This is a genomic window from Acidovorax sp. HDW3, from assembly GCF_011303755.1.
In the GTDB taxonomy this organism is placed as follows: Bacteria; Pseudomonadota; Gammaproteobacteria; order Burkholderiales; family Burkholderiaceae_C; genus Paenacidovorax.
Window position 1 is genome coordinate 2,057,120 of the sequence record NZ_CP049885.1, and the last position, 25,440, is coordinate 2,082,559.

At 66.6% G+C, this 25,440-nt stretch carries 22 protein-coding genes; 17 read left to right on the forward strand and 5 right to left on the reverse strand.

The window, feature by feature from the left end:
* Positions 1-6 precede the first annotated feature (6 nt).
* Positions 7-1,281, forward strand: coding sequence for a heme biosynthesis HemY N-terminal domain-containing protein (locus tag G7045_RS09360; protein ID WP_166159381.1), 1,275 nt, complete (start codon positions 7-9; stop codon positions 1,279-1,281).
* Between the two features lie 61 nt (positions 1,282-1,342).
* On the opposite strand, the gene fumC is transcribed toward G7045_RS09360, so the two are convergent.
* A complete protein-coding gene (gene fumC / locus G7045_RS09365) occupies positions 1,343-2,752 on the reverse strand; it encodes a class II fumarate hydratase (protein ID WP_166159382.1) in 1,410 nt (469 codons plus the stop codon).
* Positions 2,753-2,959: 207 nt separating this feature from the next.
* Between fumC and G7045_RS09370 the strand changes: the two genes are divergently transcribed.
* A complete protein-coding gene (locus G7045_RS09370) occupies positions 2,960-4,522 on the forward strand; it encodes a fumarate hydratase (protein WP_166159383.1) in 1,563 nt (520 codons plus the stop codon).
* Between the two features lie 21 nt (positions 4,523-4,543).
* On the opposite strand, the gene G7045_RS09375 is transcribed toward G7045_RS09370, so the two are convergent.
* The 4 genes from G7045_RS09375 to G7045_RS09390 all read right to left on the reverse strand — a co-directional run bounded on the left by G7045_RS09375 (position 4,544) and on the right by G7045_RS09390 (position 9,380).
* Entirely contained in the window at positions 4,544-5,677 is a 1,134-nt protein-coding gene (locus G7045_RS09375) for an ABC transporter permease (RefSeq protein ID WP_166159384.1), read from the reverse strand.
* Positions 5,678-5,776: 99 nt separating this feature from the next.
* Positions 5,777-6,958 carry an ABC transporter permease gene (locus G7045_RS09380; RefSeq protein WP_240919199.1) on the reverse strand — a complete coding sequence of 394 codons (1,182 nt, stop codon included), beginning with the start codon at positions 6,956-6,958 and terminating at the stop codon, positions 5,777-5,779.
* On the reverse strand, positions 6,955-7,953 hold the full coding sequence (locus G7045_RS09385; RefSeq protein WP_166159385.1) for an HlyD family secretion protein: 999 nt from the start codon (positions 7,951-7,953) through the stop codon (positions 6,955-6,957). The genes G7045_RS09380 and G7045_RS09385 overlap by 4 nt, the downstream gene beginning before the upstream one ends.
* A complete protein-coding gene (locus tag G7045_RS09390; protein ID WP_166159386.1) occupies positions 7,950-9,380 on the reverse strand; it encodes a TolC family protein in 1,431 nt (476 codons plus the stop codon). Before G7045_RS09390 ends, G7045_RS09385 begins: the two co-directional genes overlap by 4 nt.
* Positions 9,381-9,643: 263 nt before the next feature.
* On the opposite strand from G7045_RS09390, the gene G7045_RS09395 reads away from it, so the two are divergent.
* From G7045_RS09395 to G7045_RS09465, 15 genes are all read left to right on the forward strand, one after another.
* Complete coding sequence (locus G7045_RS09395) at positions 9,644-11,302, forward strand: cbb3-type cytochrome c oxidase subunit I (protein ID WP_166159387.1); 1,659 nt, start codon at positions 9,644-9,646, stop codon at positions 11,300-11,302.
* On the forward strand, positions 11,292-11,915 hold the full coding sequence (locus G7045_RS09400) for a cbb3-type cytochrome c oxidase subunit II (protein ID WP_166159388.1): 624 nt from the start codon (positions 11,292-11,294) through the stop codon (positions 11,913-11,915). The genes G7045_RS09395 and G7045_RS09400 overlap by 11 nt, the downstream gene beginning before the upstream one ends.
* Before the next feature lie 9 nt (positions 11,916-11,924).
* Positions 11,925-12,518, forward strand: a complete 594-nt coding sequence (locus tag G7045_RS09405) for a cytochrome c (protein WP_166159389.1) — start codon at positions 11,925-11,927, stop codon at positions 12,516-12,518.
* Between the two features lie 6 nt (positions 12,519-12,524).
* On the forward strand, positions 12,525-13,148 hold the full coding sequence (locus G7045_RS09410) for an SCO family protein (RefSeq protein ID WP_166159390.1): 624 nt from the start codon (positions 12,525-12,527) through the stop codon (positions 13,146-13,148).
* A complete protein-coding gene (locus tag G7045_RS09415) occupies positions 13,145-13,807 on the forward strand; it encodes a hypothetical protein (RefSeq protein WP_240919201.1) in 663 nt (220 codons plus the stop codon). The genes G7045_RS09410 and G7045_RS09415 overlap by 4 nt, the downstream gene beginning before the upstream one ends.
* A 22-nt stretch (positions 13,808-13,829) precedes the next feature.
* A complete protein-coding gene (locus tag G7045_RS09420) occupies positions 13,830-14,429 on the forward strand; it encodes a VOC family protein (RefSeq protein ID WP_166159391.1) in 600 nt (199 codons plus the stop codon).
* A gap of 170 nt (positions 14,430-14,599) precedes the next feature.
* A complete protein-coding gene (locus G7045_RS09425; protein ID WP_166159392.1) occupies positions 14,600-17,470 on the forward strand; it encodes a valine--tRNA ligase in 2,871 nt (956 codons plus the stop codon).
* A 140-nt stretch (positions 17,471-17,610) separates the two neighbouring features.
* Positions 17,611-18,495 carry a UTP--glucose-1-phosphate uridylyltransferase GalU gene (gene galU / locus G7045_RS09430; protein ID WP_166159393.1) on the forward strand — a complete coding sequence of 295 codons (885 nt, stop codon included), beginning with the start codon at positions 17,611-17,613 and terminating at the stop codon, positions 18,493-18,495.
* 93 nt (positions 18,496-18,588) lie between these two features.
* Positions 18,589-19,464: a Sir2 family NAD-dependent protein deacetylase gene (locus tag G7045_RS09435; protein WP_166159394.1), complete on the forward strand. Its 876-nt coding sequence runs from the start codon at positions 18,589-18,591 to the stop codon at positions 19,462-19,464.
* A gap of 12 nt (positions 19,465-19,476) precedes the next feature.
* Entirely contained in the window at positions 19,477-19,980 is a 504-nt protein-coding gene (locus G7045_RS09440; RefSeq protein ID WP_166159395.1) for a DnaA ATPase domain-containing protein, read from the forward strand.
* Positions 19,981-20,255: 275 nt separating this feature from the next.
* Complete coding sequence (locus tag G7045_RS09445; RefSeq protein WP_166159396.1) at positions 20,256-21,062, forward strand: hypothetical protein; 807 nt, start codon at positions 20,256-20,258, stop codon at positions 21,060-21,062.
* 143 nt (positions 21,063-21,205) lie between these two features.
* Positions 21,206-21,370 carry a hypothetical protein gene (locus G7045_RS09450; RefSeq protein WP_166159397.1) on the forward strand — a complete coding sequence of 55 codons (165 nt, stop codon included), beginning with the start codon at positions 21,206-21,208 and terminating at the stop codon, positions 21,368-21,370.
* A 523-nt stretch (positions 21,371-21,893) separates the two neighbouring features.
* Complete coding sequence (locus tag G7045_RS09455) at positions 21,894-22,229, forward strand: hypothetical protein (RefSeq protein WP_166159398.1); 336 nt, start codon at positions 21,894-21,896, stop codon at positions 22,227-22,229.
* A gap of 93 nt (positions 22,230-22,322) precedes the next feature.
* Positions 22,323-23,159 (forward strand): PP2C family serine/threonine-protein phosphatase, encoded by an 837-nt coding sequence (locus G7045_RS09460; protein ID WP_166159399.1) that lies wholly within the window; start codon positions 22,323-22,325, stop codon positions 23,157-23,159.
* 115 nt (positions 23,160-23,274) lie between these two features.
* The gene (locus tag G7045_RS09465; RefSeq protein WP_166159400.1) at positions 23,275-25,359 is read left to right on the forward strand and encodes an ATP-binding protein; all 2,085 of its coding nucleotides are present in this window, start codon (positions 23,275-23,277) and stop codon (positions 25,357-25,359) included.
* The last annotated feature ends 81 nt before the right edge of the window (positions 25,360-25,440 follow it).

A 25,440-nucleotide genomic window follows, 5' to 3' on the forward strand; every position in this document is an offset into this window, starting at 1 on the left:
CCGACCATGCGCGCAGCACTGTGGTTTCTCGGCTTGTTTGGCGCCGCCGTCGCCGTGGCCCTGTTTGCCGGCAACAACCAGGGCACAGTCACGCTGTTCTGGCCGCCCTGGCGCCTGGATTTATCACTCAACATGGTGGTGCTGCTGCTGGTCGGCGGCTTCGTCGTGCTGCACGGCGCGCTTGCCGGCCTCAACGCCCTCACCACCTTGCCGCGCCAGGCCCGGCGCTGGCGCCAGCTGCAAAAAGAGCGCGCCATGCACGCCGCCTTCCTGCAGTCGCTCGCCAGCCTGCTGGCCGGGCGCTTTGTGCGCGCGCGCAAATCGGCGCTGACGGCGCTGGCGCAGGAAAACGCCCTGGCGCACCACGCCGAGCAGCTGCCACACAGCCGCCAGTTGCGCGCCCTGGCGCACATGCTCGCCGCCGACAGCTCGCACGCCCTGCTCGACCGCAGCACGCGCGACGAGCACCTGCGCCTGGCCCTCGACAGCGCCCCGCCCAGCAGCAAACAACACGAGCAAAGCCTGCGCGAGGGCCTGCAGCTGCGCGCCGCGCGCTGGACGCTCGACGACCGCGACAGCGCCGGCGCCCTCGAATGCCTGGCCGCCCTGCCCCAGGGCGCGGCGCGGCGCACGCTGGCGCTGCGCATCAAACTCAAAGCCTCGCGCCTGGCGGGCCAGACGCGCAGCGCGCTCGAAACCGCACGCCTGCTGGGCAAGCACCATGCGTTTTCAACGGCGGCGGCGCACAGCATCGTGCGCGGCCTGGCGCGCGACTGGATCCACAGCGCCCACGACCCGGCGCAGCTGCAGCAAGCCTGGCAGGCCCTGGAAGCGAATGAACGCGCCATGCCCGAACTGGCGATCGAAGCCGCGCAGCGCCTGAGCCAGCTCGGCGGCGACGCCAGCCAGGTGCGCCACTGGCTGCTGCCGGCCTGGGAGCATTGGCAAACCCAGGAGCTGCCTGACGCCCAGGTCTTGAAGCTGGTGCGCACTCTGGAGAGCAACCTGGCTGAAATCGACGCTGCCTGGCTCGCGCGCATCGAAAACGCCAGCCAAAGCCGCCCGCGCGATGCCCGCCTGACCTACCTCGCCGGCCTGGCCTGCCGCGAGCGCCAGCTCTGGGGCAAGGCCCAGCAGCTGCAGCACAAAGCCGCCCAGCAACTGCCCGACGGGCCCCTGCGCGCCAGCGCCTGGCGCCAGCTGGCCGAACTCGCCGAGCAGCGCAGCGATGCCGACGCCGCCGCCCGGGCCTGGAAGCAGGCCGCACTGGCAGCAAAATAAAGAAAAATGGCTCCAAGGCGCATGTAGCAAGCGCTACATGCTATAAAACAATAGCAATCAACTACACCATCTTGCCCGGCACCACCCAGGCGTCGAACTGCTCGCCCGTCAGGTGGCCGCTGGCGATGGCGGCCTGGCGCAGGGTCAAACCTTCGTGGTGGGCGCGCTTGGCGATCTCGGCGGCCTTGTCGTAGCCGATGTGCGGATTGAGCGCCGTCACCAGCATGAGCGAACGCTCGAGCAGCTCGTCGATGCGCGCCTGGTTCGGCTCTATGCCCTGGGCGCAGTGCTGGTCAAAACTTTTCATGCCGTCGGCCAGCAGGCGCAGGCTTTGCAGAAAGTTGTGCGCAATCAGGGGCCGAAACACGTTCAACTCAAAATTGCCCGAGGCGCCACCGATGTTGATCGCCACGTCGTTGCCCAGCACCTGGGCGCAGAGCATGGTCAGGGCCTCGCACTGCGTCGGGTTGACCTTGCCGGGCATGATGGAGGAACCCGGCTCGTTCTCGGGGATGGTGATCTCGCCCAGGCCGCTGCGCGGGCCGCTGGCGAGCCAGCGCACGTCGTTGGCAATTTTGAGCAAGCTCGCGGCCAGGCCCTTGAGTGTGCCGTGCGCCTGTACCAGGGCGTCGCAGCTGGCCAGGGCCTCGAATTTGTTGGGCGCCGTCACCAGCGGCAGGCCGGTGAGTTCGGCCAGCTCCTGCGCCACCGCCTCGGCGTAGCCCGGGGGCGCATTCAGGCCGGTGCCCACCGCCGTGCCGCCCAGGGCCAGCTCGCACAGATGCGCCAGGCTGGCGCGTACATGCGCCTCGGCGTGCGCCAGCTGCGCGGCCCAGCCGGAGATTTCCTGCCCCAGGGTGATGGGCGTGGCGTCCTGCAAATGGGTGCGGCCAATCTTGACGATGCCGGCGTAGTCCTGCGCCTTGGCCGCGAGCGTGCTGCGCAGCTGGTGCAGCGCCGGCAACAGGCGGCGCACCAGGCCCTCGACGGCGGCAACGTGCATGGCGGTGGGGAACACGTCGTTGCTCGACTGGCTCAGGTTGACGTCGTCGTTGGGGTGGATGCTGCGCGCCGGCCCGCGCACGCCACCGAGCATTTCGCTGGCGCGGTTGGCCAGCACCTCGTTCATGTTCATATTGGTTTGCGTGCCCGAGCCGGTTTGCCAGACGGCCAGCGGAAACTCCGCGCCATGGGCGCCGGCCATGACCTCGTCGCAGGCGGCGACGATGGCCGTGGTTTTGGAGGCACTGAGCAAGCCCAGGGAGTGGTTGACGTAGGCGCTGGCACGCTTGACCTGGGCCAGGGCCGCAATCAGCTCGGGCGGCATTTTTTCGCTGGAAATGGCGAAATGCTGCAGCGAGCGCTGCGTCTGCGCCCCCCAGAGCTGGCGCGCGGGCACGTCGATGGGGCCGAAGCTATCGCGCTCAGCACGCGTGGCGGCGCCGGGGGACGCAGGCTGCACAGAGGTCATGCCAAAAACTCCTCGCAAAGAAAGTCAAAACCAGGGCCAAGCACAAAACCTTGCCAGCATACCCACAAGCGCCACTTTTGCGCAGCCCGGGACGGCCCCAGGCGTCGCCTGCGCGCCAATCTGCCACAAGCAACCACGACAGCAAGCCGGACGCAAGGTGCAGGGCGATAATTAAAGGGTTTGCGTTTTGATACCCCACCCCACGCTATGACCCAGACCCTTATCCGCCAGCAAGACCTGATCGACTCCATCGCCGGCGCGCTGCAATACATCAGCTACTACCACCCGGCCGACTACATCGCCCACCTGGCGCGCGCCTACGAGCGTGAGCAAAGCCCCGCCGCCAAGGACGCCATGGCGCAGATCCTCACCAACAGCAAGATGAGCGCCACCGGCCACCGCCCCATCTGCCAGGACACGGGCATCGTCAACGTCTTCCTGAAAATCGGCATGGACGTGCGCTTTGAAGGCTTTGCCGCCGACCAGAGCCTGGAAGACGCCATCAACGAAGGCGTGCGTCGCGGCTACATGAACCCCGACAACACGCTGCGCGCTTCCGTCGTCGCCGACCCGCTGTTTGCGCGCAAGAACACCAAGGACAACACCCCCGCCGTCATCAACGTGCAGATGGTGCCGGGCAACCAGCTCGACATCACCGTGGCGGCCAAGGGCGGCGGCAGCGAGAACAAGTCCAAGATGATCATGATGAACCCCAGCGACAACCTGGTGGACTGGGTGCTCAAGACCGTGCCCACCATGGGCGCGGGCTGGTGCCCGCCGGGCATGTTGGGCATCGGCATTGGCGGCACGGCAGAAAAAGCCGTGCTGCTGGCCAAAGAGAGCCTGATGGAAGACCTCAACATGTACGAGCTGCAGGCCAAGGCCGCACGCGGCGAGACGCTCGACCAGGTCGAGGAACTGCGCCTGGAGCTGTACGAAAAGGTCAACGCCCTGGGCATTGGCGCGCAGGGCCTGGGCGGCCTGTCCACCGTGCTCGACGTGAAGATCAAGATGTACCCCACGCACGCGGCCAGCAAGCCCGTGGCCATGATCCCCAACTGCGCCGCCACGCGCCATGCGCATTTCGTCATGGACGGCAGCGGCCCGGTGTTCCTCGACCCGCCGAGCCTGGACCTGTGGCCCCAGGTGCAGTGGACGCCCAACACCGAAACCAGCAAGCGCGTCGATCTGAACCAGTTGACCAAGGAAGAAGTCGCCAGCTGGAAGCCCGGCCAGACGCTGCTGCTCAACGGCAAAATGCTCACCGGCCGCGACGCCGCGCACAAGCGCATCCAGGACATGCTGGCCAAGGGCGAGAAGTTGCCCGTGGACTTCACCAACCGCGTGATCTACTACGTCGGCCCGGTCGATCCGGTACGCGATGAAGTCGTCGGCCCCGCCGGCCCCACCACCGCCACGCGCATGGACAAGTTCACGCGCATGATGCTGGAGCAGACCGGCCTGATCGCCATGATCGGCAAGTCCGAGCGCGGCCCGGTCGCCATCGAGGCCATCAAGGACAACCAGAGCGCCTACCTCATGGCCGTGGGCGGCGCCGCCTACCTGGTGAGCAAAGCCATCAAACAGGCCAAAGTGGTGGGCTTTGCCGACCTGGGCATGGAGGCCATCTACGAGTTCGACGTGGTCGATATGCCCGTCACCGTGGCGGTGGACGCCGGCGGCACCAGCGCCCACATCACCGGCCCGGCCGAGTGGCAAAAGCGCATCGCCAGCGGTGAGTATTCGGTGACGAAGATCGCCAAAGCGTAAAACGGCGGGGCTGGCGCGCCGCTACCGGGCCCTGGCTGCGGCAGAGCTGCCCCGCCCCAGCCACAACACCGCCGTCCAGCCCGCCAGCGTCAGCCCCCCCAGCCAGGCCAGCAGCGGCGCCACCTGCGCCACCGAGGCGCCCATCTGGTTCAGGCGCAGGCTGGCCTGGATGCCGGCGGTGCTCGGCGCCAGCCAGCGCAGCCATTGCAGCGCCGGCGGCAAGCCCTCTGCCGGCCAGGTAAAGCCCGCCACGAACACCAGCGGCAGCGAGGTGAACAGCAGCACCTGCAGCGCCCGCTCACGGTCGGCCAGGGCCCAGCCGATCAGGGCCGCGCAGCCTGCCACGGCGGGCACAAACACCGCCAGCATCGCCAGCGCCCCCAGCGGGTTGGCGCCGTGCGGGTAGCCCTGCCAGATAAAAATCCAGCCCATGTAGAACAACCCCGCCAGCCAGCCCGGCAGGCACAGCGCCAGCAGCCGCGCCAGCCACAGCCGCACGCCGCCACCGGCGTGCCCCTGCTCGCGCAGCGTGCCAACGAACAGGGCGCCGCCCATGAGCAGGGTTTGCTGCAGGATGAGGATGGCCACCGCCGAGACGACGAAGCTGCCATAACCCTCGGTCGGGTTGAACAGCGCCAGCGGCTGCAGCTGCAGCGGCGCCCGGCTGGCGCTGGCCTGCAGCGCGCTTTGCCCACCGGCTTGCAGGCGGCGCAGCTCGACGCCGGCGGAGACGGTGCCAAAGGCTTCGGCAAAGCCGTACTGCACCTGCTTGCTGGCGAGGGGGTAGGCGCCGTTGGCGTACACCGGCACGGTGAGGTTGCGCGCGCGCAGCAGGTCACGCTTGAAGTCGCTCGGGATCAGGGCGTAGCCCATGACCTCGCCGCGCAGCAGCGCCTGGCGTGCCTGATCCTCGTCGGCGGTCACCAGCTGGGGGTCGATGCGCGGGCTGGCCTGGGCAAAGCGCAGCAGCTGGCGCGACAAGGCCGAGCTGTCTTGCACCACCAGCGCCACGGGCACGCGCTGCACCACCTCGGTGGCGTAAAACCAGGGGTAGAAAAAACCGTAGAGCAGCGGCGCGCCCAGCAGCAGCAGGACGGCGCCCTTGTCGCTGAGCAGGCAGCGCAGTTGCGCAAGCAGCAGGCGCAAAAAGGCCATGTCAGGAGCCCTCCGGGGCCAATTTTAAGAACAAAATTGGGCTGTAGCGCTTACCAGGCAAGCGCGAGCAGCTATCAAAAACAGAGCAAAACCGCACCGCTAGCGCCCTCCCCAACGCTGCGGCTGGCGCAGCCCGCGCGCCAGGCCGGCGCTGGCGGCAGCCAGCAGCACCAGCGTCGCCAGGCCCAGGGCGGCGATGGTGGGCAGGCTTTGCGCCAGCGGCGCGCCCATGAGCCACTGTTCGAGCTGCAGGCGCGCGTAATGGGTGTAGGGCATGGCCTCGGCCCAGGTGCGCGCCCCCGGGCTCATGGCCAGCAGCGGGTAGGCCACGCCGCAAAAGGCAAACGCCGGTGCTGAAAAAAACCCCGCCCCCGACAGCGCCGTGCGCAGCGACAGCGTAAGGCCCGAGAGTGCCGCGCCAGCGGCCAGGCTCACGGCCACCAGCAGCGCCAGCGCCAGGCCGATCCAGGCCATGCTGCCGGCCACGGCCCAGCCGCGCAGCTGCGCCAGGTACAGCAGCGCCGCCATGGTGCAGGCCCACAGGCTCAGGCAGGCGATGAGCAGCTTGCCCACCAGCGCGGCAAAAATGGGCCCCAGCCCCACGGGGGGCGCCCCCAGCCAGTCGCCCAGCGTGCGCTCGCGCAGCTCGCGGCCCACGCTCCAGGCGCCGGCGGTCATGGCCAGGATGTGCACCAGCGCCGGCATCAGGGCGGCGGCCAGAAACAGCTCGTAGTTGGTGGAGACGTTGAACAGCGCAACCAGCTGCGTTTTGATCGGCTCCATGCGCGCGTAGAGCGCCTGTCCCGGCGTGCCGCGCTTGGCGGCGGCCTGCATTTCAATGCCGGCACTGAGCGTGCCCACCACCTGGCGCACATCGCGCTGCACGAGACTGGACGCCGTCGCCAGCTGCGCGTTGTGCAGCAAGGTGATGCTGGCGCTGCGGCCTTGTTTAACGTCGCGCGCCATGTCCGGCGGAATGTGCACCACTGCGTACACCGCCATGCTCTGCAGTGCCGCCTGGGCCTCGGCGCGGTTGAGCACGGGCGCGCGCAGCTCCAGCCCCGGGCTGGCCTGCAACATGCGCTCCAACTGGCGCGACAGGGCCGTGCCGGGGTCTTCGTTCCACAGCGCGATCGGCAGGCGCTGGGGTTGGCCGGCAGAAAAAATCCAGCACAGCAGCGCCATCGCCAGCAGCGGCACCCAGGTGAGCATGGCCAGGTCGGCCCCGCTGGCGCGCAGCCTGGCGCCTTCGCGGCGCAGGCTGGCCCACAGGATGCTCACGGCTGCGCCTCAACGAGCACGCTCATGCCGGGGCGGGCGCCAGCAATGGGCTGCAGGGGTTTGGCGCGCACTTCAAAGGTGCGGGCGTCAAAGCCCTGGTTGCCGCGCGTGGTGCGCCAGGTGGCAAAGTCGGGTAGCACGCCCACAAAGTTGACTTCAAACTCTGCCGTCTGCCCGCCCAGCGCCGGCAGGCGACCGGTGAAATGGGTGTGCAGGGCAAAGCGCTGCAGCTGGTCTTCGCGCACGTTCAGCACGACCCACTGGTCTTGCAAATCGACCACCGTGACCACGGCCACGCCCTGGGGCGAGAGCTCGCCCACCTTGGCCAGCACCTTGGCCACTTCGCCACCCACGGGGCTGGCGAGCCGGGTCTCGGCCTGCGCGGCCTGCACCTCGGCCACCACGCCCGCCACCTGGCGCGCCTGGGCGTTGGCGGCGGCCTTGTCTTCGCTGCGCGCGCCGCTGGCGGCCATGTCGTACTGGGCGCGGGCGGCCTCGGCCTGGGCGGCATTGGCACGCCAGTTGGTGTGCGCCTCGTCGCGCTTTTGGGCCGACACCAGGCCCTGGTCGAACAGGCTTTGCACGCGCTGGTACGAGGTGCGGGCCAGTTCGGCGCCGGCCTGGGCGCGCTGCCAGGTCAGCTGGGCCATTTGCACCTCTTGCGGGCGCGCACCATGCTGGGCCTTGTCGGCCACGGCCTGGGCGGCGGCTTGCGCGGCCTCGGCCTGGGCGAGCTTGGCGCGCACCTCGGGGCTGTCCATTTCGATCAGCAGGTCGCCCGCCTTGATTTGCTGGCCCTCGGTCACGGCCACGCGGGCGATGCGCGCTGTGACTTTGGGGGCAATGTCGGCTTCGCGCGCCTCCATCTGGCCCTGAAAGTACGGCGCCGGCGGCTGCGCGCCACGCCAAAAGCCCCAGACGACAAAACCCAGCACCGCCAAAGCAAGCAGCAGCAGCGCAGCGCGGAAAAAACGAGAAGAAGCAGTTGCGGTCATGGTGCGTCAGCGGGAATCAAAATGTCGGCACGGGCCAGGTATTGGGCGAAGGTGTCGGCCTGGCCGCAGCTTTGCAGCAGCGCGGCCAGGGCCTGTACATACTGGTTGGCGGCCTGGGCGCGTTCGGTCAGCACCTTGGCCAGGTTGACGCGGGCCTCGATCAGCTCCAGCGGGGTGCTGGTGCCCTCGCGCAGGCCCGCTTCGCGCAGGCGCAGCAGCTCGCGCGCCAGGTCTTCCTGCGCCTGCTGCGCCAGGTACTGGCTGCGGGCGTGCTCGGTGGCGAGCCAGTTTTTTTCTACCAGCAGGGCAATGTCGCTGCGCGCCTGCGCCTCGACGAGTTCGGCCTGCTCGATCTTGCGCTGGCCCGAGGCCGCCAGGCGGTCGCGGTCCACGCTGTCCCACAGCTGCCAAAAAACCGAAACACCGGCCACCCAGTTCGGGCGCTGGCTGCTGTTGAGGCCGCTGCCGCCGCCCATCTCGCCAATGCCGTAGCCCAGCACCTGCGGGCGGCGCAGCGCCTCTTGCGCTTCGTGCAGGGCGCTGGCTTCGCGCCGCTTGGCCTGCACTTTCGACAGCCCGGGGTGGCGCTGCAAAGCGCTGTCGATAAAACCTGCCAACGGCGGCAGCGGCTGGCTGTGCACGAACAGCGGGCTGCTCGGCCGCAGCGGCGCCCCCGCCTTGAGCGTGCGCGCCAGGGCCGTGGCGGCGAGCTGCGCCTCGTCTTGGGCCTTGCGCGCCTGCTGCTGTGCATCTGCCAAAGCAGCCTGGGCCTGCAGCCGCTCCAGGCGCGAGATAACGCCGGTGGCCAGCATCTGCTGCGCGGCTGCATCGTGCTCGCGCACCATGGCCAGGGTGCTGGCGCGCAGCTGCGCGGCGCGGGCTGCGAGCTGGGCGCCAAAGTAGCGCTGCACCAGCAGCGCCTGCAGCGCCTGCTCGTCGTCCTGGGCGGCGGCCAGGGCCTCGTCGGTCTGGGCCGCGCAGCCGCTGCGCACGGCGTCAGCCAGGCCGCCGTTGTACAGCGGCCAGAGCAGCGCCAAAGCCGCGTTGGCACGTTGGCCGTTTTGCTGCAGGTTGTAGTCCGACGGCAGCTGCGGCAGCTTGCCCACGATGCCCCCGAGCTGCGGCGGCAGCTGGCCCACCACGCCGTTGACCTGCTGGCGCGCCGGATCAAGGTTGATGTTGGCCTGCAGGTCGTAGTGCAGCGCCGTGCCCGTGGCCAGCAGGCTGGGGCCACCGAGTTTTTCCACCCCATCACAGCGCAGCTGCGCACTTTGCACGGCCTTGTCGGCGGCGGCGAGCTGATCCGAGCCCGCCAACAGGCGCTGCTGCGCCTGGGCAAAGTCCAGCGACTGGGCCATGGCGGCTGCGCTGCCCGCCGCCAGGGCCAAGGTTGCCGTCAGCCGCCAAAAAACGGTGGTTTTCACCATCAAACGAATACGCCCCCGGGCGCCCCAAAAAAGCAAAACCGCGATTGTGCCGAAAACCCAGCAGCGGCTGCTTTCAATGCTTTGCACACATAGGAAACACTGCCGCAAACATGGGTTTGCCTGCCGCGCAAACACGAGTCCACAATGCTTCTTATGATCCGCCGCTCCAACGCCTAGCACATGTCTTTCAAAAAAGCCATGTACTGGATCAAGTCTTCGGCGGCTTGCATCCACTCCCCGGGCAAGAAGAAAGGATTTACCCCATGGACAGTGCCATTCTGAGCCTGCTGGGCGCCTTCCTGTTGTCGATCATTGGACTTTTCGTCTTCATGTGGTCGATGCGCAAGGGCCTGCTGGTTGAAAACCCCAAGGCGGCGGCCGCCATTTTCGCCAGCGGCGAAATCGGCCACACCGACGACCCCGCCCTGCGCCCAGAGCAGCGCGCCGCCTTGCAAGCCGCCGCTGGCGCGCCCGACCCGCACATCGCCCACGGCCCCAGCGCCGAGGAGCTGGCCGAACGCGTAGCTGCCGACGCGTCGAGCCGCCAGCCGGTGCTGCTGTTCATCGCCATGGCCTGCCTGTGGCTGCTGGTGGGCTCGGTGTTTGGCCTCACGGCCTCGCTCAAGCTGCACATGCCCGACTGGCTGGTGGGCGAAGCCTGGCAGACCTTTGGCCGCATCCGCACCATGCACCTGTGGGGCGTGCTCTACGGCTGGATCACAAACGCGGCCCTGGGCGTCATCCTCTGGCTCATGCCGCGCCTGATGCGCACCCCGCTGGTACACGGCTGCTGGGCCATGGCCGGTGGCGTGCTCATCAACATCGCCATCGCCTGCGCCCTGCTGGCCTTTGGCGCCGGCTGGACGGCGGGCATGGAGTACCTGGAGATGCCCTGGCAGATCGGCACCCTGGTGGTGGCCGGCATGGCCTGCGTCATCTACAGCGCCTACAGCACGGTGGCGCAGCGCAAGGCCGAGTCGCTGTACGTGACGAGCTGGTACCACCTGGCCGCCATTTTGTGGATTGCGCTGCTGTTCATCGTCGCCAAGATGCCGGGCGTGCACTACGGCGTGCAGCAGGCCACCACCAACTGGTGGTACGGCCACAACGTGCTCGGCCTGTGGTTCACGCCGGTGAGCGTGGGCATCATCTACTACTTCCTGCCCAAGATCATTGCGCGCCCGATCCGCTCGTACAACCTGTCTATCCTGGGTTTCTGGACGCTGGCCTTCTTCTACGGCCAGGTCGGCGGCCACCACCTGGTGGGTGGGCCAGTGCCGGGCTGGCTCATCACGCTGTCTATCGTGCAGAGCATGATGATGATCATCCCCGTGGCGGCGTTCTCCATCAACATGGCGCACACCATGTGGGGGCGTATGCACCTGGTGCGCTATTCGCCCACGCTGCGCTTCATGATGTTTGGCGGCGTGATGTACATGCTGTCGTCGCTGCAGGGCTCGTTCGAGGCGCTGCGCGCGGTCAACCAGGTAACGCACTTCACGCACTTCACGGTGGCGCACGCGCACCTGGGGGCCTACGGTTTCGTCACCATGGTGCTGTTTGGCGCCATCTACTTCATGATGCCGCGCCTGCTGCAGCGTGAATGGCCGTTCCCGCGCCTGATCTCGCTGCAGTTCTGGCTGGCGGCGGTGGGTATCACGATCTACTTCGTCGGCCTGACGATTGGCGGCTGGCTGCAGGGCGAGTACATGCTCGACGCCGCCAAGCCCTTCATGGACTCGGTGGCGGTCACGATTCCCTACCTCAAGTCGCGCAGCGTCGGCGGTGCGTTGATGCTCGCCAGCCACCTGGTGTTCGTCGGCCACGTACTGGCCATGGCCCTGCGCATGGGCCCCGCGCGCACAGAACCGGCCATGTTTACAAGCAACCCGAAAATGATGGAGCTGGCCCATGGAGAATGAAGTCAAGCTGGCCGCCGGCGCCATGGTCACGCTCGCTGCTGCCACGGCGGTGCTGGTGGTGCTGCCCTACATCCAGGTGCGCGACGTGAGCGCGCCCCCCGGCCTCAAGCCCTACAGCGCCGCCGAGCTGCGCGGGCGCGAGGTGTACATCGCCAACGGCTGCGTCTACTGCCACAGCCAGCAGCCACGCGACAAGAGCTTTGGCCCCGACGCCGAACGCGGCTGGGGCCGGGCCTCGGTGCCGGGCGACTACGTGTTCGACAAGCCGCACCTGCTCGGCAGTATGCGCACCGGGCCGGACCTGTTCAACATCGGCGTGCGCCAGCCGAGCAAGGACTGGCAGCTGGGCCACCTGTACCAGCCGCGCGCCTACGTGCCGGGCTCGATCATGCCCGCCTACCCCTTCCTGTTCGAACTCAAGGCCAGCGCCGCCCCGGGCGACGAAGTCCTGAAGCTGCCGCCCGACTTTGCCCCCAAGGGCCAGGTGGTGGTCGCCAAGCCCGAGGCGCTGGACCTGGTCAAGTACCTGCAGGCGCTCAACCACAGCTACCCCGTGCTGCCGCCCGAGCCCGCCGGCGCCGCTGCCAAACCTGCGGCCGCCCCCGCCTCCTGAAAGCCTGCCATGCGCCAAGACACCGATAGCCGCGCCCAGGCGCGCGAAAACGAAGACCCGGAAGAAGCCGTCCGCCCCATCCCCGTGAGCGCCGCCCTGGTGGTGATTGCCATGGTGGTGTTCGGCCTGCTCTACATCCCACTGAGCGGCCCCCTGGGCGACACCAGCCTGGGCGACCAGCGCACCCGCGCCGACCTGGCCGGCTCGGCTGGTGGCGCCAGCGCAGCCGTGGACGGCAAGGCGATTTTTGCCGCCCAATGCGCTGCCTGCCACCAGGCCAACGGCAAGGGGCTGCCGGGGGTGTTCCCGCCCCTCGATGGCTCGGAATGGGTGCAAGGCGCGCCCAAGGTGCTGGCCAACATCTTGCTGCACGGCATCACCGGCCAGATCACCGTCGCGGGCAATAAATTTGAAGGCGCCATGCCCAGTTTTGCCCAGCTCTCCGATGCCGAGCTGGCCGGCGTCGCCAGCTTTGTGCGCAGCAACTGGTCGAACAAGGCCGAGCCCATCGGCGCCGACCTGTTTGCCCAGGAGCGCAAGGCCAGCGCCAGCCGCAGCACCCCGTTCGAGGGCGAAGCGGCGCTCAAGGCCATCGCCCCATAACCCCCCATGCTGCGCACCGCCCTCGCCAGCGCCCTGCTGCTGCTGTGCGGCTGGGCCGCTGGCGCCTGGCTGACGCTGGACTACGAGGTCTGGACCGACGAGGGCGCGCGCCGCCTACAGGTGGCGCGCCAGCCCGTGCCCGTGCCCGCCGTCACCGTGCAAGACAGCAGCGGCGCCACCTTGCCGCTGCCCACGCTGCTGGCCGAAGGCGGCGGGGTGTCCATCGTCGATTTTTTCTACACCCGCTGCGAAACCGTGTGCCTGAGCCTGGGCAGCAGTTTTCAGCAGCTGCAAGCCGCCCTGCAGGCCGAACCCGCCACCGGCGTGCGCCTGCTCTCCATCAGCTTGGATGGCGCGCGCGACCGCCCCGCCGACCTCGCCGCCTACGCCCGGCGCCTGCAGGCCGACCCGGCACGCTGGCGCTTCGTGCGCCTGCCCGATGCCGCCCAGGAGCAGGCCCTGCTGCAGCGCCTGGGCGTGGTCGTGGTGCCCACGGGCCAGGGCGATTTCGAGCACAACGCCGCCCTGCTGGTGTTCAACGCCCAGGGCCGCATGGTGCGCGTCTTTGACCTGGCCGAGCAAGAACTGGCGCTGAACTACGCGCGCCATCTGGCGGGGGCCGGGCCATGAAGCGCATCACCCCCTCTGCCCGGCAGCAGGCGCTGCTGGGCGCTGCCTTGCTGCTGCTGGCCGCCCTGCCCGGGCTGCGCCCGTGGCTCGAAGCGGGCATGTGGCGCCACATGGTGCTGCAGTTTCCGCTGCTGCTGCTCGCTGGTGCCCTGCTCGCCGCCACGCTGCCCGCCCCGGCGCGCACCGCCCTCGCGCGCTGGAATGCGCAGGGCATGACGGGCCTGGTGGCCGTGGGCGTGGTGCTGACGGTGCTGATGGTGCCGCGCGCGCTCGATCTGGCACTGCGCGAACCCGGCGTGGAGCTGGCGAAATTTGCCGCCCTGCTGCTGGCCGGCGCCCTGCTGCGCCTGTCCTGGCCGCGCGCCGGGCTGGTGGTGCAGGGCTTTTTCCTCGGCAACCTGCTGCCCATGATGGCCGTGGTCGGCCAGCTCTACATCGACTCGCCGCTGCGCCTGTGCAACGCCTATTTGCTCGACGACCAGGAGCGCCTGGGGCGCTGGCTCATCGCCCTGGCAGCGCTGGCAGCCCTGGCCTGGCTGGCGCAGGTGGCATGGTGGCTGGTGCGCCGCGAGGCCCAGGGCCAGGCGCTGACGCAAAGCGAAGCACCGGCCCGGGAAAATTCCACTGACGGCAATGGGTCACGGTTCATAAAATTTTAAAAACCACCCGAAGGAGACCGCCATGGCCCTGCCCTCACCCGCTGCCGTGCAGCAGCTGCACCACTTTGCCCACCGCTGCCGCGATGCCGAGGAGACGCGGCACTTCTACGAAGACATCCTGGGCCTGCCGCTGTACCACATCATCCAGAGCGACTACGTACCCAGCACGGGCGAATACTGCCCGTACACGCATTTCTTCTTTCGGCTGCAAGACGGCTCGTTCATCGCCTTCTTCGACCTGGGCGACGACGTGCTGCCCGCGCCCTCGCCGAACACGCCGCGCTGGGTCAACCACGTGGCCTTTCGCGTCAACACGGTGCAGGCGCTTGAAGACACCCGGGCGCGGCTGCAGGCGCATGGCATCGAGGTGCTGGGGGTGACGGACCACCATATCTTCAAGAGCATCTATTTCTTCGACCCCAACGGCATTCGCCTGGAGCTGGCGGCGCAGGTGGCCGACGCCGCACACATGGAACGCGAGAGCCACAGCGCCCACGCCCGCCTGGCCGAGTGGACGCAACGCAAGCAGCAGTGGCGCCAGGAGCGCGCCGCCGGCCAGGCACAGGCGCCCCTCAAGCCCCAGCACAACGACCGGCCGGAATACGCACCAAAATCCGAATAAAAACAGCCTCCAGCGCTTACCAGACAAGCGCGAGCAGCTATCAAAATAGAAGCACCACACGGGCGCTAAAATCCTCCCGTTGCCGCCCAGGCCCGCCCGGGGCGGCCCCGCCTTTGCACGGCATCGCGCGCGATGCCGTTTTTCATTGCCCCACCACCCCCTCACCTGCCATGAGCGACACCCCTGCCCAGCCCGGCCTGCAATCCCTGTCCAAGTCTTTTGAACCCGCGCCGCTCGAAGCGCACTGGGGCCCCGAGTGGGAAAAGCGCGGCTACGGCCACGCCGGCGTGCGCGGCACGGGCCAGGCCGACGCCAGCGCGCCCGCCTTCGCCATCCAACTGCCGCCGCCCAACGTGACGGGCACGCTGCACATGGGCCACGCCTTCAACCAGACCATCATGGACAGCCTGACGCGCTACCACCGGATGCTGGGGCACAACACGGCCTGGATTCCGGGCACCGACCACGCCGGCATTGCCACGCAGATCGTCGTCGAGCGCCAGCTGCAGGAGCAAGGCGTGAGCCGCCACGACCTGGGCCGCCCGGATTTCGTGAAAAAGGTGTGGGAGTGGAAGGAGCAGTCGGGCAACACCATCACCACGCAAATGCGCCGCCTGGGCGACACCGTGGACTGGAGCCGCGAGTACTTCACCATGGACGACAAGCTCTCCAAGGTGGTGACGCAAACCTTCGTCCAGCTGTACGAGCAGGGCCTGATCTACCGCGGCAAGCGCCTGGTGAACTGGGACCCGGTACTGCAGTCCGCCGTCTCCGACCTGGAGGTGGAGAACGAAGAAAAAGACGGCTCGCTGTGGCACATCGCCTACCCGCTGGCCGATGGCACCGGCCAGCTCGTCGTCGCCACCACGCGCCCCGAAACCATGCTGGGCGACGTGGCCGTGATGGTGCACCCCGAGGACGAGCGCTACGCGCACCTGATCGGCAAGATGGTGAAGCTGCCCTTGTGCGACCGTGAGATTCCGGTGATTGCCGACGCCTACGTCGATAAGGAATTCGGCACCGGCGTGGTCAAGGTCACGCCCGCACACGACCAGAACGACTATCAAGTAGGCCAGCGCCACCAGTTGCCCATGGTTTGCGTGCTGACGCTCACAGCCACCATCAACGACAACGCACCGGAAAAGTACCGGGGCCTAGAGCGCTTCGCCGCGCGCAAGGCCGTGGTGGCTGACCTCGAAGCCCTGGGCCTGCTGGTCGAGACGAAAAAGCACAAGCTCATGGTGCCCATCTGCACCCGCACCGGCCAGGTGATCGAGCCCATGCTGACCGATCAGTGGTTCGTTGCCATGAACAAGGTCGGCCAGGGCGACGCCACGGGCAAATCCATTGCGCAAAAGGCCATTGATGCGGTCGCCAGCGGCCAGGTGCAGTTTGTGCCCGAGAACTGGGTCAACACCTACAACCAGTGGATGAACAACATCCAGGACTGGTGCATCAGCCGCCAGCTCTGGTGGGGCCACCAGATTCCGGCCTGGTACGACGAGGACGGCAAGGTGTATGTCGCCAAGAGCGAAGCCGAGGCCCAGGCACAAGCCCCCGGCAAAACGCTCAAGCGCGACCCCGACGTGCTCGACACCTGGTACTCGTCGGCCCTCGTGCCCTTCTCCACCATGGGCTGGCCAAATCAAACAGATTCGGCCACCGACGACTACAACCTCTACCTGCCCAGCAGCGTGCTGGTCACGGGCTACGACATCATCTTCTTCTGGGTCGCCCGCATGATCATGATGAGCACGCACTTCACGGGCCGCGTGCCGTTCAAGCATGTGTACATCCACGGCCTGGTGCTCGACGCCCAGGGCAAGAAGATGAGCAAGAGCGAGGGCAACGTGCTCGACCCGGTCGATCTGATCGACGGCATTTCCCTCGCCCCCCTGCTGGACAAGCGCACCCAGGGCCTGCGCCGGCCCGAGACCGCGCCCAAGGTGCGCAAGGCCACGGAAAAGGAATTCCCCGACGGCATCCCCGCCTACGGCGCCGACGCACTGCGCTTTACCTTCGCCGCGCTCGCCAGCCTGGGGCGCTCCATCAACTTCGACAGCAAACGCTGCGAGGGCTACCGCAACTTCTGCAACAAGCTCTGGAACGCCAGCCGCTTCGTGCTGATGAACTGCGAGGGCTTTGACTGCGGCCTGGACACCACCCAGGGCTGCAGCGGCGACTACCTCAGTTTTAGCCAGAGCGACCGCTGGATCGTCTCGCGCCTGCAAAAAATCGAGGCCCAGGTGGCCCAGGGCTTTGCCGACTACCGCCTGGACAACGTCGCCAACACGCTCTACGACTTCGTCTGGAACGAGTTCTGCGATTGGTACCTGGAAATCGCCAAGGTGCAGATCCAGACCGGCACCGCGCAGCAGCAACGCGCCACGCGCCGCACGCTGATCCGCGTCTTGGAAGCCATCTTGCGCCTGGCCCACCCCATCATTCCGTTCGTGACGGAAGCTCTGTGGCAAGTCGTGGCCCCCGTGGCCGGTCTGCCCGGCGCGTCGATTGCCGTGGCCGCCTACCCGCAGTCGCAACCCGCCAAGATCGACGAGGCCGCCGAGGGCTACGTGCAGCGACTCAAGCACATGGTGGACGCCTGCCGCCAACTGCGCGGCGAAATGGGCGTCTCGCCCGCGCAGCGCCTGCCGCTGCTGGCCGTGGCCGACAACGCCGAAGAAGCGCAGTTCTTGCGCGCCAACGCCGCCGTGCTGCAAAACCTGGCCAAGCTCAGTGAGGTGAAAGTGTTTGACGACGCCGCCGCCTGGGCTAAAGAAGCGCAGAACGCCCCCGTCAGCGTCATCGGCGCGGCGCGCCTGGCGCTGTTCGTCGAGATCGACGTGGCGGCAGAAAAAGCCCGTTTGGGCAAGGAAGCGGCACGCCTGTCGGGCGAAATCGCCAAGGCCAACGCCAAGCTCGGCAACGAAGCCTTCTGCGCCAAAGCCCCCGCCGCCGTGCTGGAGCAAGAGAAAAAGCGCGTGGCCGACTTTGGCGCGACGCTCGCGCGCATCGAGGAACAACTCGCCCGCCTGGGCTGACCCCACTCCCCTCCCCCCTTCACGGGAGAGGGGCCGGGGGAGAGGGAGGTTTTGACGCAGCGCACAGCACTTGATGCCCCCTCTCCCCCACCCTCTCCCGCAAGGGGAGAGGGAGCCAACCTCAAAAACCAGGAACTCGCATGACCGCTACCCGCATCCGCAAAGCCGTTTTCCCCGTCGCCGGCCTGGGCACGCGCTTTTTGCCCGCCACCAAGGCATCGCCCAAGGAGATGCTGCCGGTGGTCGATAAACCGCTCATCCAGTACGCCGTGGAAGAAGCCTACGAGGCCGGCATCCGCGACATGGTGTTTGTGACGGGCCGCAGCAAGCGCGCCATCGAAGACCACTTCGACACCGCCTACGAGCTGGAAAACGAGCTGGAGCAGGCCGGCAAAAAGGACATGCTGGAGCTCGTGCACAGCATCGCGCCCGACGACATGAACTGCCTGTTCGTGCGCCAGCCGCGCAGCCTGGGCCTGGGCCACGCCGTGCTGTGCGCCGAGCCGCTGGTGGGCAACGAGCCCTTTGCCGTGCTGCTGGCCGATGACTTAATGGTGGGTGAGGGCAAAGGCCCCGGCGTGATGGCGCAGATGACCGCTGCGTTTGAAAAACAAGGCCGCTCCCTGCTGGCCGTGCAGGAGGTGCCCCAGGAGCACACCAAGCGCTACGGCATCGTCAAAGGCGAGGCCGCAGGCGGGCCGCTGATCCGCGTCGATCAAATCGTGGAAAAGCCCGCGCCCGAAGTGGCCCCCTCGCGCATGGGCGTGGCCGGGCGCTATGTGCTGACGCCGCGCATCTTTGAAGAAATCCGCAACCAGCCGCGTGGCGTGGGCGGCGAGATCCAACTCACCGACGCCATCGCCCGCCTGATGGCGCATGAGGCCGTTTACGCTTACCAATACAGCGGCAAGCGCTACGATTGTGGTAGCAAAGAAGGCTTTTTGGAGGCCACGGTAGAGCTGGCCCTGCAGCACCCGCAGGTGGGGGCGCAGTTTCGGGCGTATTTGCAGGGCTTGGCCTTGTAACACCCTCGCTGCGACACCCGCTGTCGCAGCGCGTTCCTATGATGCGCCGCTGCAGCCGCACACCGCCGCTGCCCGCATTGCAGGAACGCACGTATGAGCACCGCCCCACCCACTCCAGCCACCCCTACGGGCCGCAGCACCCCGTCGATTGAGCAGCAACTCACCCAGGCCGCAGAGTGGATCGCCAGCGCCGACGGCCTGCTCATTGCCGCAGGCGCAGGCATCGGCATCGACTCCGGCCTGCCGGACTTTCGCGGCAAGGCAGGCTTCTGGCGCGCCTACCCCGCGCTGAAAAAAGGCCGCCTGCCGTTCGACCGCATCGCATCGCCCGACGCCTTTCGGCGGCTCCCATCCACCGCCTGGGGCTTTTACGGCCACCGCCTCAACCTCTACCGCGCCACGCAGCCGCACGCCGGGTTCGCGCTGCTGCGCACCTGGGGCGCGCGCATGCCGCACGGCTGCTTTGTGTACACCAGCAACGTCGATGGGCAGTTCCACAAAGCAGGCTTCCCCGAGTCGCGCATCGTGGAATGCCACGGCTCCATCCACCGCCTGCAATGCGTTACCGACTGCGCGGGCCACCTCTGGTCCGCCGCAAACTTCCACCCCCAGGTTCATGAAGCCACCTGCCAGTTGCAAAGCGAGCTGCCGCGCTGCCCCCACTGCGGCGCGCTGGCGCGGCCCAACATCCTGCTGTTCAACGACGGGCACTGGAACGACCTGTGGACAGAGCGCCAGCACATGCTGCTCGACGCCTGGCTCGGCAGCACCCCGCCCCCGCTGGTCATCGAAATCGGCGCGGGCCGCGCCATCGCCACCGTGCGCCACTTCAGCCAGCGCATGCAGCAGCGCGGCAGCAGGCTCATCCGCATCAACCCGGACGACGCCCGCGTCAACAACGCCCACGCCATTGAACTTTCGCTGGGTGCCAGGGATGCACTGGAACAAATCAACGCCCTGTTGGTGTGACAGGGCATGACCATGCTCTACCGCCCCCGGCGCGACTGGACGCTCGCCAGCTTCACCCCCCGCAAGAGCAGCCAGCATGCGCGGGCGGCGGGCATCCGCTTCGTCGCGCAAGAGCGCCCCGCGCCCACCACCCTGGTGCTGGCCGGGCCGCCGGGCAGCGGCAAAACCCACCTGCTCCACGCCCTGGCCCAGCACGCGCGCCGCAACCCCACCATCGACCAGATCGCCTGCCTTGGTGCCACCCAATGGGCGCAGGAAATAGCCGCCGGGCTGCACTTTGGCGACAGCCACCGGGTGCTGCAACACTTTGCGCAGCAAGACCTGCTGGCCCTGGACGACGCCGACCGCCTCTGGGGCCTGCCGCAGGCGCAGCAGGCCTTTGCCCAACTGCTGCAAGAGCGCCAGGCGCAAGGATTGCGCACGCTGCTGACGGCGACGCTGTATTCGGCTGGGAGCCACAACCCGCAACCGCTGTGCGCGCTGCTGGCTGAGCAGGCGGCGGTGCGGTTGTGGTGAATGCAGGCTTCCAACATTCCCTGGCACTTTTCCGCCAATTATCTGCCCGCTGGATGGCGCACCAACCCAGGAGTTTGGCGCGTGGATCCACCGCTATCATTTTCACGGCACATGACCGCTGATACTGGCCGCGGGAAAGCCATCGGGCCAGTCATTCACAACACTCACCAGACACCATTCCTGCACCATCGTCCGCACCAATGAAAAACCGGGCACTCCCTCACAAAACCACCTGTAAACATAACATGCGACAAACAACTGAAGAAAACCGACTCTTGGAGAAGATTGCCTATCTTGCATATTATTTTCAAGATTTATATCTTGATTCTTGTGGAGATGGGCATTCAGAGTTGATAGAACAACTAAACCTCATCCCGGGGAAATTAGACTGGAATAAATTGAGGGAAATTCTGAGTTATCTCATTCGCCATAAAAAATACGGAATAACAGAATCCGCACTGGCAACGATCCACTGGCTCCGCACGATTCACCCTGACCTTATCCCGATGGATGACGAAATAGAGAAACTCACCAGAATATGCAAGCGCTACGAAATACCGATTGACAGAACGATAGGCGCCAAAGAAATAAAACACCGCAAAGGCTTGCAGTTAGTCCGGTACTTCTGGCTCATGCAGCAGCACATCGTTGGCAAACACAGCCGCGCACCCACGTTCTTTTTCAGCGATCAGGAACTGTGCATCGGGTCCACCGAGGCCTCCGCTGCGACGGGAGAAGAGCATCGGGAACACGTCGTGCCCTGTGCCTACATCCGTGATTTGTTCATCGGAAATAGTGACAAAAAAGGTTACTTCCACCAAAAGCGACTGGTGACACTCGACCGGGAGGATGTCCCCTATGCCAATCAACTGGCAACCCGGGTGACCCGTCTGCTCTGCGTGGTCTACGTATCAAACGACCAGTGGGAAAAACTGGACAAAGGAGACAGCCCGCTGAAGGTCAGAATGCCAGAAGGCTGGAACCCCGAAACGGACGATATTCTTGCTCGCCTCAAATTTCACGGCTGGAACAAAATAATCCCGATACCAAATAGCAAACACAGCCCCTCAGTACAGTTCTGAACGTCAAGGCGGCACTGCGGGCAGTGCTCTGCGCTTCTTCAAATGGATAGCGCCCAGCGCTTGCCATTCAAGGGCTACAACCGTTTTGACTCTTACGGCGCAGCTCAAAGCATTCCTTTGTCCCAAACAACAAGGAATGCGCCATGCACCAGCCCGCACCCCTCGCCAGCATCGCCCACACCCGCCAGGGCGAGCTGCTGGCGCTGACCTTCCACGACCGCACGCTGGTGGCACGCTGGGCCTCCGGGCCGCCCTATCCGCCGGGCAGCTTCTACCAGCAGTGGGCGGCTGACCGGCTCCAGGCCTAGAAGACCGACCCAGAACGCCGGCAAATCATCGACTGGCTGGCGCAGCAGGGCATGGGCTGGCAAGCCTGCGCGCCGTTTTTGCCGGGGTGGAAGGCCGACGGCAGTTATTGGGGTGACATGTGCCTGGACATGGCCTGCGCCCCGCAGCACCCGCGCTACCAGGCGCTGCTCTCGTACTTGTATCCAGCAGGCGGCAGGCGGTTTGAGAAGGCAACGCTTTGGCGCATACCGCGCGATAGCGGCTTATTGAATGCCGATGCATGCGGTCTATCAAGCCAATGGATGGTGCCCCATGCACTTTTGTGAAAAACACTGCACCTACAGCCACTGAAACCTCAACCCACCAGAAAGCAAATTCATGCTCCCGAATCTATGTCGCTTCGCCACAAACGACATCCAGAGCTACCAAACCTTTCCCCCCTCCGAATGATCACACAATGCCTGGAAAGGTTTCTACGCGGCCCTTCAAAAACAACTGCAAGACGGACGCTGGGACTATGTGGCCCATCCGGCAGGCGGATTCATGGGGTTTTGGTGGCACTTCAAAGATACCCATGACTGCGATGCATATCTACAGCTTGAGCAGGATAAGCTGTGCTTCAAAATATCCGTGGACGATGAAGAAAAAAGAAAAAACCTTCGCCAGCTGTGGCATGAAAAAATCCTTTCAAAATGCCAGGAAAGCGGACTCAAAGCAAAACGCCCCAACCGCTTTGGCAACGGCCAATATATGACGGTAGCCATCCTGGATCAGGAATATCAAGCAGTGAATGACAAGGGGTTGATTGATATGCCGGGCACGCTCAAAACCCTGCAATCCGCACAATCCGTTCTGGATGCTTGTTGGCCCACGGTATGACACAGCGCTGCCCGCGCACTGACACGGCCCGCAAAGCCTGAACAGTGCGCCTGCCGCACCACCACACCCATCCGCACCCATTTACACACCACCATGACACCACCCATGCACATCCACGCCTTCCAGCAAGCCATTGCCCCCGCCGCCCTGGGCCGCACCCGCGCCGGGGCGCCGCAGGATGCGCTGGCCATCCAGACGGTGGCCGAGCGCCACCTGTGGCAAAAGCCCCAGGGCCACTTTGCGGGCGTGGCCGAAGGCGGGTTTGCCTGGGTGTCGGTGGCCGATGGCGTGGCGTCCAGCCCCTGCGCCGCCCTGGCCAGCCGCAGCCTGCTGCAGGTTTTGCACGCCAGCGCCCTGCCCCAGGCCGCCAACGCGCTGCCGGGCCTGGTGCGCCGCGCCCGGCACGACTGGCAAAGCCGCCACCTGCGCCCACGCACCCAGGGCGCGGCCTGCACGCTGGCCAGCCTGCTGCATGTGCAGGGCCAGGTCTGCGCCGTCAACTGCGGCGATTCGCGCATCTGGCGGCTGCGCCCGCAGGCGGATGGCAGCGTGCAATGGCTGCAGATCAGCCGTGACCACACGCTGTGGCAACAAATGCTGGATGCGGGCGAGGTGCAGCCCGAAGATGCGGCGGACTACGCCAGCATCTACCAGGGGCTGGCGCATTGCCTGGTGCTGGGCGACAGCGACGAGGAAGAAGCGAGCGCAGACGCAGACTGGCTGCACATCTGGCACGGCCAGGCCGCCCTTGGCGACTGCTACCTGCTGGCTACGGACGGGCTGCACGACAGCCTGCCCGCAGCGCGCCTGCAAGCGCTGTGGCAGGCGCAGCAGCCGCCGCAGGCCAACTTGGACGCGCTGCATGCGGCGTACCGGCAGGCGGGTGCGCCGGATGATATTTCAGTGATTGTGCTGGAAATTCAAAAATGATAGCTGCTGGCGTTTATCCATCAAGCGCTAGAGGCTGAAAACACTCCAAATCCACAAGCGACACAATGCGTCGCACCCATGCGGACAATGCCTCCATCCCATCAGGAGCCCCCGCATGGCCTACCGCCACCCCCGCCCGCCCCAAAAGCCAGAGCCACACATCGCGCTGTGGATGCTGCGCCTGCTGACCTTGCCCGAGGCACCGAGCCAATTCGTGGGCAAGGAAGGCTTCTCGCACAATAGGCTGGCCTTTGCCGTGGGGCTGGATCACTGGATTGACCCCGAGGATCGCCCCTTCGACCCCCAGGCTGCCCGCGCCGATCTGTACCAGTTGCTGGCCCAGGCGCAACGGGCCTGCGCCCATGCGCCATTGCCTGCCGTGCTGCAAGGCAACGTGCAGCGACTGGCCACGCTGCTGGGGCTGGGCGCGGTGGAATCGCAGGTCTTGGTCTTTGCCGTGTGCCTGCACACCGAGCCGCTGCTGGAAAAAGCGGCGGACACGCTGGAGTCGCTCTCGTCCCCCCAGGTCATCCAGACTCTGGCGGCAGTGCTGGACGCGCCCGCCGCGCAAGTGCGCCAGGCGCTGGCCAACCAGGGCTTGCTGGCCCGCACGGGCTTGCTCACCATTGACAAACGTTGCAGCAGCGACCTCAAAAGCAAGCTGGATCTGCTCTCCAACGATTTTTCCGACCAGATGCTGGCAGCGGAAATCAACCCCATCGAACTGCTGCGCGGCAAAATCCAGCCCGCCCCCGCCGCCACGCTGCAACTGGCCGACTACGCCCACATCCAGCCCATGCTGGACATCATCCGCCCCTGGCTGCGCCACGCCCAGGCCAGCGGGCGGCGCGGCGTCAACCTGCTGTGCTACGGCCCGCCCGGCACCGGCAAGACCGAGCTGGCGCGCAGCCTGGCGCAAGACCTGGACTGCCCGCTGTTTGAAGTCAGCAACGAGGACGAGGACGGCGACCCCATCGACGGCATGAACCGCCTGCGCGCCTTTCGCGCCGCGCAAAGCTTTTTGGCGCAACGCCGCGCCCTGCTGCTGCTCGACGAGGCCGAAGACGTGTTCAGCGAAAGCCCCCTGCGCCGCAGCGCCGCGCAGTCGAGCAAAGCCTGGCTCAACCGCGCGCTGGAGGACAACCCCGTGCCCACGCTGTGGCTGACCAACGACGTTGCCAGCCTGGACCCGGCCTTTGTGCGCCGCTTCGACATCGTGCTGGAGCTGCCCGTGCCCCCGCGCGCGCAGCGCCAGCGCATGTTGCAGGCGCAGGGCGGCGGCTGGCTCGACGCCCCGCGTCTGCAGCGCCTGGCCGAGTGCGAGCAGCTCTCGCCCGCCGTCATCGCCCGCGCCAGCAGCGTGGCCCAGGCGCTGGCCCCCCGCATCGGCCAGGAAGCCAGCGCCCACGCCCTGGAACGGCTGGTCAACCACACCCTGCAGGCCCAGGGCCACCGCCCCCTGCAGCGCCACGACCCGCACCGCCTGCCCGAGCTGTACGACCCGGCCTTCACCCACGCGGACACGGACCTGAACGCCCTCGCCCAGGGGCTGGCCGCCGCCCAAACCCAGGGCCACGGCGCGCGCCTGTGCCTGTACGGGCCACCGGGCACCGGCAAAACCGCCTTTGGCCGCTGGCTGGCCGAACGGCTGGACAAACCACTGCAAGTGAGGCGCGCTTCCGACCTGCTGTCGATGTACGTGGGCGAGGCCGAAAAAAACATCGCCCGCGCCTTCCGCCAGGCCGAGGACGAGGGCGCACTGCTGCTGATCGACGAGGTGGACAGCTTTTTGCAAGACCGCCGGGGCGCGCAGCGCAGCTGGGAGGTCACGCAGGTGAACGAAATGCTCACGCAGATGGAGGGCTTTGCGGGCATCTTCATCGCCAGCACCAACCTGATGGACGGACTGGACGCCGCCGCGCTGCGCCGCTTTGATTTGAAGGTGAAGCTGGACTACCTGCGTGCTGACCAGGCCTGGGCGCTCTTGCAGCGCCACTGCGCCCCACTCGGCCTGGCAGCGCCCGGCGCGCCCGAGCAGGTGCGCCTGGCCCGGTTGCGCCAACTCACCCCCGGCGACTTTGCCGCCGTGCTGCGCCAGCAACGCTTTCGGCCCCTGGCCGATGCCGGGGCGCTGGTAACAGCGCTGGAGGCGGAATGCAGCTTGAAGGGCGGGGGCCAACAGGCCATGGGCTTTGTGTGACGCCCGCCCAATTTTGAATATGCGAATAAAAAAGGCTGATAACCCTTGCTGGTAAAGCGTAAGCAGCTATTAATTCAATAG